This is a genomic window from Streptomyces seoulensis (genome assembly GCF_022846655.1).
Lineage (GTDB): Bacteria > Actinomycetota > Actinomycetes > Streptomycetales > Streptomycetaceae > Streptomyces.
Genome location: NZ_AP025667.1, coordinates 3,451,440 through 3,462,159 on the forward strand (window position 1 = coordinate 3,451,440; position 10,720 = coordinate 3,462,159).

Annotated in this window: 8 protein-coding genes; 5 read left to right on the forward strand and 3 right to left on the reverse strand. The window is 73.9% G+C overall.

Features of this window, described 5'->3' with window-relative positions; translation table 11 throughout:
* Window positions 1-131: 131 nt before the first annotated feature.
* The gene (locus HEK131_RS15990; protein ID WP_244335817.1) at window positions 132-737 is read right to left on the reverse strand and encodes a CE1759 family FMN reductase; all 606 of its coding nucleotides are present in this window, start codon (window positions 735-737) and stop codon (window positions 132-134) included.
* Entirely contained in the window at window positions 734-1,885 is a 1,152-nt protein-coding gene (locus HEK131_RS15995; protein WP_244452035.1) for an LLM class flavin-dependent oxidoreductase, read from the reverse strand. Before HEK131_RS15995 ends, HEK131_RS15990 begins: the two co-directional genes overlap by 4 nt.
* A 364-nt stretch (window positions 1,886-2,249) precedes the next feature.
* On the opposite strand from HEK131_RS15995, the gene HEK131_RS16000 reads away from it, so the two are divergent.
* Complete coding sequence (locus HEK131_RS16000) at window positions 2,250-3,227, forward strand: DUF5996 family protein (RefSeq protein ID WP_244335818.1); 978 nt, start codon at window positions 2,250-2,252, stop codon at window positions 3,225-3,227.
* Window positions 3,228-3,248: 21 nt separating this feature from the next.
* On the opposite strand, the gene HEK131_RS16005 is transcribed toward HEK131_RS16000, so the two are convergent.
* Window positions 3,249-3,443, reverse strand: coding sequence for a hypothetical protein (locus HEK131_RS16005; RefSeq protein WP_217462307.1), 195 nt, complete (start codon window positions 3,441-3,443; stop codon window positions 3,249-3,251).
* A gap of 269 nt (window positions 3,444-3,712) precedes the next feature.
* On the opposite strand from HEK131_RS16005, the gene HEK131_RS16010 reads away from it, so the two are divergent.
* The 4 genes from HEK131_RS16010 (at window position 3,713) to HEK131_RS16025 (ending at window position 10,668) form a co-directional block, all read left to right on the forward strand.
* Complete coding sequence (locus HEK131_RS16010) at window positions 3,713-4,801, forward strand: AfsR/SARP family transcriptional regulator (protein WP_244335819.1); 1,089 nt, start codon at window positions 3,713-3,715, stop codon at window positions 4,799-4,801.
* 34 nt (window positions 4,802-4,835) lie between these two features.
* Window positions 4,836-7,079 (forward strand): TOMM precursor leader peptide-binding protein, encoded by a 2,244-nt coding sequence (locus HEK131_RS16015; protein WP_244335820.1) that lies wholly within the window; start codon window positions 4,836-4,838, stop codon window positions 7,077-7,079.
* Window positions 7,069-8,985 (forward strand): TOMM precursor leader peptide-binding protein, encoded by a 1,917-nt coding sequence (locus HEK131_RS16020; RefSeq protein ID WP_432215638.1) that lies wholly within the window; start codon window positions 7,069-7,071, stop codon window positions 8,983-8,985. The genes HEK131_RS16015 and HEK131_RS16020 overlap by 11 nt, the downstream gene beginning before the upstream one ends.
* 93 nt (window positions 8,986-9,078) lie before the next feature.
* Window positions 9,079-10,668 carry a nitroreductase family protein gene (locus tag HEK131_RS16025; protein ID WP_244335821.1) on the forward strand — a complete coding sequence of 530 codons (1,590 nt, stop codon included), beginning with the start codon at window positions 9,079-9,081 and terminating at the stop codon, window positions 10,666-10,668.
* Window positions 10,669-10,720: the final 52 nt, after the last annotated feature.

Below are 10,720 nucleotides of genomic sequence, written 5' to 3' on the forward strand. Positions count from 1 at the left end.
GACCGACCTGGAGCTCGTTGGCGACAGAGATCAAGTGCTCAGGGCCGGTTTAGCTGACCTGCTGTTGTTCAGTGCGCGCACGGGTGGTGGCGAGTCGGTAGGAACCCCGGTGAACCTTGCCGGTCACGGCACTAGCTCTCGCCCAGCAGCCCGCGCATCGTCGCCAGGTCCGCGTCCGCCTGGGCCTCGCGGGTGCGGGGGCCGCAGGCGCGCAGGAGGCGGGTGAAGTCGGCGGCCGCCGCGTTGATGCGGGCGCCGAGGGCCGCGCCGTTCTGGGTGCCGAAGTCGCCGGTGGCGGCGTAGACGGGGCGCGGGGAGACGATGGCGTGCAGGTAGGAGAACATCGGCCGCAGCGCGTGTTCGAGGACGAGGGAGTGCCGTTCGGTGCCGCCGGTGGCTCCGATGAGGACGGGCATGTCGGAGAGGGTCTCCTCGGGGAGCACGTCGAAGAACGACTTGAACAGGCCGCTGAAGGACGCGTTGAAGGCCGGGGTGACGGCGATGACGCCGTCCGCCCCGGCCACCGTCTCGAACGCCGTGTCCAGCGCCTCGCCGGTGAACCCGGTGAGCATCGCGTCCATGATCGGGTGGGCCAGCGGGCGCAGTTCGACGAAGGAGACCTCCACCGGTTCGCCCTGCGCCTGGAGTTCGCGGGTGACGGCCGCCGCCAGCCGGTCCGCGAGGAGCCGGGTGGAGGAGGGCTCGCGCAGTCCGCCCGTGATGATGGTGATCTTCATCGCGTCTCCGTGTTCCCTTCGTCGTCCCCTTCGCCGGTCCCTTCGACGTTCCCTTCGTCGCCGCCCGGCCCTCGGCTCTCGCGTGCGCGCAGCAGTGAGGCGTGGGTGGGGGCGGCCGGGGTTTCGGCGGGCCTGCCCTTGGCGAACTCCCGGCGCAGCACGGGTACGACCTCCTCGCCGAGCAGGTCGAGCTGTTCGAGGACGGTCTTGAGCGGGAGCCCGGCGTGGTCGACGAGGAACAGTTGCCGCTGGTAGTCCCCGACGTACTCGCGGAAGCTCAGGGTCTTCTCCACGACCTCGGCCGGTGAGCCGACGGTCAGCGGGGTCTGCCGGGTGAACTCCTCCAGCGAGGGCCCGTGTCCGTACACCGGGGCGTTGTCGAAGTAGGGCCGGAACTCGTTCACCGCGTCCTGGCTGTCGCGCCGCATGAACACCTGTCCGCCGAGCCCGACCACGGCCTGCTCCGGGGTGCCGTGGCCGTAGTGGGCGAACCGGCGCCGGTAGAGGCCGACCAGTTCCTTGGTGTGGGAGGCGGGCCAGAAGATGTGGTTGGCGAAGAAGCCGTCCCCGAAGTAGGCGGCCAGTTCGGCGATCTCGGGGGTGCGGATGGAGGCGTGCCAGACGAACGGCGGTACGTCGTCCAGCGGGCGCGGCGCGAGGGTGAAGCCCTGGAGCGCGCTGCGGAACTTGCCTTCCCAGTCGACCGTCTCCTCGCGCCAGAGCCGGCGCAGCAGGTCGTAGTTCTCCACGGTGAGCGGGATGGCCTGGCGGATGTCCTGGCCGAACCACGGATAGACGGGCCCGGTGTTGCCCCGGCCCAGCATGACGTCGGTGCGGCCGCCGGAGAGGTGCTGGAGCACGCTGAAGTCCTCGGCGATCTTCACCGGGTCGTTGGTGGTGATCAGCGTGGTGGAGGTGGAGAGGATGATCCGCTCGGTCTGCGCGGCGATGTAGGCGAGCAGCGTGGTCGGCGAGGACGGCACGAAGGGCGGGTTGTGGTGCTCGCCGGTGGCGAAGACGTCGAGCCCGACCTCCTCGGCCTTGCGCGCGATGGCGACGGTGGCCCGGATGCGCTCCGCCTCGGTGGGGGTACGGCCCGTGGTGGGGTCGGGGGTGACGTCCCCGACGGTGAAGATGCCGAACTGCATCCCGGCCGCGCCGGTCGTTTCTGACGACGCCATGCTGGGCTCCTTCGGAACTCGCTGGCTGGGGCGGCCCGTTGGCCCGAGGCGGCGGTTCGCGCGGGCCCGGCCGGACGGTGTTGCGGGCCCGCGGCCGCGCGCCTGCCCCGCCCGGCGCCCGCTCGCGCCCCAGCGGCTCCCGGCACCGGTGGGGGTGCCGCTGTCCCGTCATCGTGTCACGCCCGGTGCGATCCGGCGCGGGCGGGAAGGAGGCGGGGTTCCGGGGCCCGTGGGAGAATCGTCCGGTGTGCGGTCGTACGAGTGGTGTGCCCGGAAATGAGGCGCTCTACGGCCGTCCGAGACACGTGGATCGATCCGCCGGGAGGCCCCCGTGAGCGAACGTCCCGAGGCGTGGCCGGTACTGGACCACGCGGAACTCGCGCCCATGATCGAGTATGTGAACCGGGTGGTCCAGGTCGCGGGCAAGTACTCGCTGGACGAGCCCTTCGAGGTCGGCTGGGGCAACATCGTCCTGGAGGTGTCCCCCCGCGGGCTGCGTACCCCGACGTTCCGGCGGAACGGGGTCACCTTCACGGTGCACTACCGGCTGCTCGACGGTGACGTGGTGATCGAGACCGACCGCGCCTCGCGGACCCTGTCGCTGTCGCGGACGTCGGTCGCGGACTTCTTCACCGCGTTCTGCGAGGCCGCGTCCAAGCTGGGCATCCCGCATCCGCGCAGCGCGCAGATCTGCGAGATCCCCGCCGCCCCGCCGAACTTCGAGGACGACCGGGTGGAGCGGGTGTGGAACGCGCACTCGGCACGCCTGATGTGGGAGGCGTTCGACCTGGCCTCGGACGGCCTGGAGGCGTGGCAGGCACCCTTCCTCGGGCACCGGCCGCGCGTGGGCGTGATGTGGGGCGGGTTCGACCTGTCGGCGACCCGGTGGCGCCCGAAGCGGACGGACCCCGGCCCCGAGGGACCGCCGTTCATGCGCAACGCCCAGTTGCACGAGTACGTGTCGGTGGGATTCTCCTTCGACAACACCCACGGCGACGGCGGCAGCCCGCTGGACATCGGGATGTACGCCTACATCTGGCCGCAGCCGGACGGTCTCACCGGCCGGTCCTGGGGTGTCGAGGGCGCCGACTGGCACCCCGACCTGGGCCTCGCGCTGCTGCCGTGGCTGAACCTGCGCCGGCTGCCGGACCCGCACGGGGCGATCGTCAGGTTCGGCGACGCCGTGTACGACGCGGCCGTGCAGACCGCGGGCTGGCCGACGGACCTGGTCGGGCCGCGGGTCGACGGCTGGTACATGAGCGAGCACCAGCCGGCCGAGCACGCCGAGCACGTGGGGCATCAGGGCTGAGCGGACCGGGCTTCGCGGGGATCAGCCGCGCTGGTCCCCTGCGGCCGGGGGTTCGAGCCGCCGGTTCTCCGCCAGCAGCTCGTCGTACTTGTGGGACAGCTCCTCGTACCGTGCCTCGTCGGAGTCGGCCGAGTCGCGCTTGCGGCGGCTCAGGACATACAGCACGACCGGTCCGGTAATCATCGAGACGACCGGGATCAGCGCCCACCACGGCATGGTTGTTCCTCCCCTGCGCGGACGTCATGGGAGGGCGCCGCGCCACTTCACCGGGAGGGTATGCCCTGGCAGGGCGCTCGCCAACACCGTTCGGCGGAAAAGCCTTCGCGTCCCCCGCTCGTCATCAGGTGTTTCGCGCCAACCACTGGACGGACCGACCGGTTCGCTTCTAAGTTCCCCTCTCAACAGATCACTTGTTCACGTGCCACACCCCTGGTGTGAACAAGTGACCTGTCGTGCAAGGCCGTTGGTGCATCACCTACCGTGCGATGCGAAAGGCTGTGGTGAAGACCGGATTTCCCGCGCCCGACGGCGCCCTTCCCGATCAGCAGGCCGCAGCGGCGCATCCGGACCGCCCCCGCTTCCAGGTCCTCGGCCTGCTGGCCATCACCGACGGCCACGAGACCGTCGTCCTCCAGCCCTCCAAACCGACCTCTCTGCTGGCCGCCCTGCTGCTGCACCCCGGTGCCGTGGTCTCGGGCGAGTTGCTCCAGCGCGTGGTGTGGGGCGACCGGCCGCCCTCCGGCGGCAGATCCGCGCTGCACACCTGTGTCCTCAGACTGCGCCGGCTGTTCGCCAAGTACGGGGTCGCCGACCGCGCCATCGAGGCGGTGCCCGGCGGCTACCGGCTCCAGGCGGACGCCGACACCCTCGACCTCCTCCACTTCCGCGACCTGCTCGGCCGGGCCTCGGCCAGCGACGACCCGGAGGCCGCGCTGCGGCTGGCACGGGCCGCGCTGGGGCTGTGGAAGGGGCCACTGCTCGGCAACGTCCACTCAGACGAGCTGCACCGCGACCACGTCCCGCGCCTGGCCGAGGAACGCCTGCTCGCCGTGGAGCGGGTCTTCGACGGTGAACTCCGCCTGGGCAGACACCGGGAGATGATCGCCGAGGCCCGTGAGGCGGTGCGCGTACAGCCCGGTCACGAGGGGCTGTCGGCGCTGCTCATCGAGGCGCTGTACCGCTCGGGCCGCCGGGCCGAGGCGCTCGCGGAGTACCGGCGTATCCACGCCCACCTCACCTCCGAGCTGGGGGTGGAGCCGGGTGCGGGCCTGCGCGGGCTCCAGCTCGCCGTACTGCGGGGCGAGCCGTACGGCGGGCGCCCCGCGCTGCCCGCCTCCGGTGTGCCGCCGTCCGCGCCCGCCGGGACGCCGTCCGCTCTGGAGCGGGCCTCTCCCCCGGCGCCGGGCGCACTGGTGCTGCGCGCACTGGTCGACGCCGGGCTCCTGGAGGAGGACCCGTCGGGCCGCTACCGGGTCCACGACCTGCTGCGGCTCTTCGTCCAGGCGGCCGGCACCAGCCTCCCGGCCACCGCACCGCACGACCCGGCGGAGCAGCCCTCACCCCCCGCCGACTGACCGCTCCCCCCTCTTCATCCGGAGGTTTCGCAGCATGGCCCACGCTCCCGCGTCCCACGAGGAGATCGCCCGGTCACGGCCGCGCATCCGCAGGGACGTCCTGTTCACCCGCACCCCGAACGGCGTGCTGTTCCACAACGCGCACGGCGGCTTCAACGTCGTCACCCGGTCCGCGTACCGCTTCGCCGCGCTGATCGTGCCCCATCTCGACGGCGAGCGGCGGGTCGAGGAACTCTGCGCCGGCCTGGGGGACAAGCAGCGCGACATGGTGGTCCAACTCGTGCGCGCACTCTACGCGCGTGGTTTCGCCCGGGATGCCGGGCCGAGACCCGCCGACAGCACCCTGTCGCCGCAGGTGGCCGGGCATTTCGCCCACCAGCTCGACTATCTGGATCATTACGCGGACGACGCCCACGGCAGGTTCGCCCGGTTCCGTGACACACGGGTCGCCGTGCTCGGTGACGACGCGATGGCGCGCTGGGCCGCACTGGGTCTGCTGCGCAACGGATGTGCCGCTGTGGCCATCACGGTCGAGGACGCGGCGGAGGGCGCCCTCGACCATGAGCCGCACGGCACGGCCGACCTCGACGCGGAGGTCGCCGGGCTCACCGAGGCGGGCTGCGCGCCCACGCTGGCCCGGCTGGCCGGGGGGACCCTGGGCTGGGCGGACCTCGACGGCTGGGACACCGTGCTGGTGACCGGGGCGACGGCACCGCGCCAGATCCTGCGGCTGCTCACCGAGGGCGTACCGGCCGGGCGGCGCCTGCTCGGTGCGTGGACGTTCGGGCGGCGGGCCGTGGTGGGGCCGGTGATGACGGCCGGGACGCCGGGCTGCTGGTCCTGCGCCGCGCTGCGGCTGGGCGCGGGTTCCGACGCCGCCGACAGCGCCGACCTGTGGTCCGCCGTGGGTCCGGCCGCGCCCCTGGGCACGCCCGCGCGGGTGCCCACCGGGCCGCTCGCCGGGATGCTCGGAAACCTGCTGTCGTTCGAGGTGTTCCGGCTGGTGACGGAGGCGCTGCCCGCCGAGACCCGTAACCAGGTCGTCGTGCAGGACCTCGACTCGCTGGACGTACTGGCCGAACCCCTGCTGCCGCACCCCCGCTGCTCGTTCTGTGCCCCCGGTGAGCCCAAGGTCCCGGACGGGGCGGCGCTGCGGGTGCCGCACGCGGACGACGAGCCGGTGGCACCGCCCGCCGACGGCCCGGCCGACGAGACGGCGGCCAAGGCGGCGCTGGCCGCCCTGGAGCGGCGTGACGTCCTGGTCCGCGAGGCGGCCGGGGTGTTCGGCGGGTACGCCGACGACGACTGGGAGCAGACCCCGCTGAAGGTGAGCACCGTACGCCTGGGGGTCTCCCCCGGCCGGGTGCGCGAGGTCTCCGCGATCGATGTGCACCATGTGGCCGGGGCACGCCTCGCCGCCCTGTTCCGGGGCGCCGAGGTGTACGCCGAACACGTGGTGCCGCCCCGCGTGCTGGACACGGCGGAGGGCACGTGGAGCCGTGTCGCGCCGGCCGGGCTCGCGGTGTCGAGCGGGCTGGACGTGGCCGTGGACCGGGTCGCCGCGTGGTCGGAGGCGACCTCGCTGCTGGACGGACGGACCGTGCTGGTGCCGACGGGCGCGGTGCGCACGCTGGGCGGCTGGAACGACCAGGGCCTGTTCGAGCGGACGCCGGCCGGGACGGGCGCGGCGGGCACCCCCCGTGCGGCGCTGGCCCGCGCCCTGCGCTCCGCGCTCGCCCATGACGCCCTGCGCCGGGCGGTGCGCCGGACCGCCCCGGTACGGCTGGTGGACCCCGGCTGCCTGGCCGACGACGCCGAACTGCTGTTCCTGCTGCGCTCGGCGGAGAACCTGGGCGTCGCGGTGGAGGTGCTGGACCTCTCGGAGGCGGCCGTCGGCGCGCTGCCCGTGGCCGTGGCCCGCTGCACCGACGCGGAGAGCGGGACGGTGCGCTGGGCGCCGGGCAGCGGTCTGCGTCCGCGCGAGGCGGTGCTGGAGGCCCTGCGGGACCTGCTCGGCGCCGAGCAGATGCGGCGGGCCGGTGCCGGGCCGGACCTCGGCGACCCGCTGTGGGCCGACCTGGAGGCGGCCGCCCTGGTCGCCGAGGGCGGGCCGGTGCCGCTGCGGGCGGCCGGGACCGACTGGGGGGCGGTGCTGGACGCGCTGACGGCGGCCGGGCGGGACGCGTTCGCGGTGCCGGTGACGGCCCCGGACCTGGCGGCGGGCGACATCCACGCGGTGCGGGTGCTGCTGGCCGGTGGCGAGTCCGGTGCCCACTGAGACCGAGGCGGCGCCGCTCGCCGTCGACTCGCCCTGGGACACCGTCTGCGCACGGCTGTCCGCCGCTCTCGCCGCCCGCGTCCCCGGACGGCCCGTCGTGGTGACGGCGCTCGGTGTCCGCGACGAACTCACCTACAAGTCAACGGAGTTCACGCCGGACGCGATACCCGTGGGCCTGTACGGGCATCACGCCGTGGTCGGCCCGGTGGCCCCCGTGGGCGGGCGTGGCTGTCCGCGCTGTCTGGCCCGGCGCTGGCAGTCGGTGCGCGCCGGGTTCCTGCGGGACGCGCTGGAGGAGGGCGGGCCGACCCGTGCGACCGGGACCCCGCCGTGGGGTGCCGGCTTCGTGGTGGACGCGCTGGCCGCGCTCGTCTCGGCGGCGGACGGGCACCCGCGTGCCGTACGGCATCCGTGGGTGTGGCTGCTGGATCTGGAGACGCTGCGGGTCGCCCGGTTCCCGCTGGTCCCGGACGGCGAGTGCCCGTCCTGCGCGAGCCGCCCGGACGACACGGCCGAGGGCGCCCGCGTCTGCCTGGAGGCGACGCCGGAGTACACACCGGGCAGCTTCCGTACCCGTCCGCTGTCCGCGTACGACCTGTCGCTGGAGGCGTTCGCCAACCCGGTGACCGGGATGCTCGGCCCGTCCGTGGCGCCCGATCTGACGTCGGCGTCCACCTCGTCGGCGGTCGGCGCCTTCACCACCCGTTCCGGCGCCTACCTGCGGGAATGCTACTGGGGCGGGCACACCGGGGCGTACGGCACCAGTGTGCGCGTCGGGCTGCTGGAGGGGCTGGAACGGTACGCGGGGATGCGGGCCCGCGCCCGGCGCCCGGTCGTCACGGCCACGCTGGAGGAGCTGGGCGAAACGGCGGTCGATCCACGGGTCACCGGGCTCTACCCGGACACCTTCGACGCGGCCGCGGTCGGCGCGCCCCGGTTCGCACCGGCCCGGCCCGTCCAGTGGGTGTGGGGCTGGTCGCTGCGTGACGCCCGGCCGGTCCTCGTCCCCGAGGTGGTCGCGTACTACCACGCGCCGGGCGGCATCCGGCGCCGGTTCGTGCAGGAGAGCTCCAACGGCTGTGCCTCCGGCGGGAGTCCGGCCGAGTCCGTGCTGCACGGGCTGATGGAGACGATCGAGCGCGACGCGTTCCTGCTGGCCTGGTTCGGCCGGGCCCGGCTGCCCGAGATCGACCCGGCGAGCAGCACCCGGCCCGCGACCCGCGCGATGGTGGACCGGCTGGCGATGTACGGGTACCGGGCGCGCTTCTTCGACACCCGGATCAGCTTCCCGGTGCCGGTGGTGACCGCGGTCGCCGAGCGGTCCGACGGCGGGCCGGGGCTGCTGTGCTTCGGCGCGGGCGCCTCCCTCGACCCGGAGGACGCACTCGCGGGCGGGCTGTGCGAGATCGCCACCGACTCGGTGAACCTGCGCCGCCGTACCGCCCGCGAGGAGAGGCGGCTGCGCCGGATGGCCGCCGACTTCGACGAGGTGCGGGTGCTGCACGACCATCCGCTGCTCTACGGGCTGCCCGAGATGGGCCGGTACACCGACTTCCTGCTGCGCGGCCGCGACGACGGGGAGCGCGTCCCGCTCGCCTCGCTCGCCCCGGATCGTACCCGGCACCGCCCGGCCGATCTGCGCGCCGACGTGGAGGCGGTGGTCGCGGCGGTCACCGCGCGCGGCTTCGACGTGGTGGTGGTCGACCAAAGCGCGCCCGAACAGCGGGAGTTGGGCCTGAGCACGGTCAAGGTGCTGGTACCCGGCCTGATCCCGATCGACTTCGGGTGGAGCCGGCAGCGCGGCCCGTGGCTGCCCCGTACCCGCACCGCGCTGCGGGAGGCCGGGCTGCGGGAGGCCGATCTGACGCCGGCCGACTGCAACCCGGCCCCCCACCCCTTCCCCTGACCGCCCCCGCGGCTGTCCGCACCACGACGAACCCTGGGCGCCCGGCCCGAACCGCCGGGCGCCCGCCACAGACGAGCTGACTAGGGAGTGACCATGGGATACGCCCATGAGTACGCGACCGCGGTGATGCGGCGGGGCAGGACCCCCATGGAGCCGGCCGACTTCGTGCCGGACTGGGCCGACCGGCCCCGCAAGGGCAAGTACTTCCCCGGCGTCCCCTCCTTCCCGCTGCCCGACGGCGGCTGCGCGGAAGACGCCACGCTGGGCCGGGGCCTGTTCGGCGAGCCGGGCACCGGGGCGTTCACGCTGCCGCTGCTGGGTGCGATGCTCCGGGACTCCTACGGGCTGACCGGGCGCCGGCTGGCCGTGCAGGCCAACACGGACCTGGGGTCCCTGCCGTTCCACACCCACGCCAACTGGTCGCGCGGCACCGCCTCGGGCGGTGGCCTGTACCCGATCGGCGTCCACTGGGTCAGCGGCGCGAGCGGGCCCCTCACCCCGGGCGTCTACTACTACGACACCCCGCACCACCGGATGAACCGGCTGCTGTCGGGCGACGTGTCCGGTGAAGTGCGCGCCACGCTGGGCGACTTGGCGGACGGAGCGGACACCGACCAGTTCCTGGTGCTGGGCGTGACGTTCTGGCAGAACGCCTTCAAGTACAACAGCTTCTCCTACCACGCCGTGACGATGGACATCGGCGCCCTGCTGGAGACCTGGCGGATCTGGGCGCGGGCGCACGGGCTGCGGCTGGGCACCGCGCTGTGGTTCGACGAGCCGCGCCTCGGGCGGCTGCTGGGCCTGGACCCCGCCGAGGACGGGGTGTTCGCGGTGGTGCCGCTGCGCTGGGCCGCGCCCACGCCGGAGACTCCCGCGCCTCGCACGCCGTCAGCGGCGGTCCGGCTGGTGCCGGACGAGCGTTCACGGCGGACGCTGACCTTCCCGACCCTCGGCCGGGTGCACGCCGCCACGCTGGAGGGCGCCGCCGACCGGCCCGCCCCCGGCCGGCTGGACCCGGCGCTCGCGGCTCCGGCGGGGCCCGGCGAGCGGGTGCCGCTGCCCGGTCCGGCGCCGCTCGGCACCACGGTGCGGCGGGCGCTGCGCGAACGGCGCAGTAGCTTCGGCCGATTCACCGCCGGGGCGCCGCTGGACCCGGCCAAGCTGTCGGTGACGCTCGCCGCCGCCGTCACAGCCGCCACGCTGGACAGCGACGTGGAGACACCGGGCGGGGCGCCGCTGACCCGGTTCCACGTCTTCGTCAACCATGTCCGCGACGTGCCGCCGGGCCTGTACGAGTACGACCGGGACACCGGTGACCTGGTGCTGCTCAAGGCCGGGGAGTTCGGGGCGTTCCTCCAGGAGAACTACTTCCTCGCCAACTACAACCTGGAGCAGGCTGCCGCCGTGCTGGTGCCGGTGGCGCGTACGTACGCCGTGCTGGACGCCGTGGGCGACCGCGGGCTGCGGCTGGTCAACGCCGCCGTGGGCGCCATCGCCCAGGCCGTCTACACCGCCGCCTCCGCCGCCGGGACCGGCTGCGGGGTGGCGCTCGGCTTCGACTGCGTCTCGTACGCCGAGGAGTTCGGGGTTGCCGACCGGGGCGAGGTGCCGCTGCTGATCATGATGATCGGCGAGGAGCGGCCCCGGCCCGCCGACTACCGCTACGACATCGTCGCCCCATGATCCGCCCGACCGCCCGCCTCCTGCGCGGTCCGCGGGAGTTCCGACACGAAAG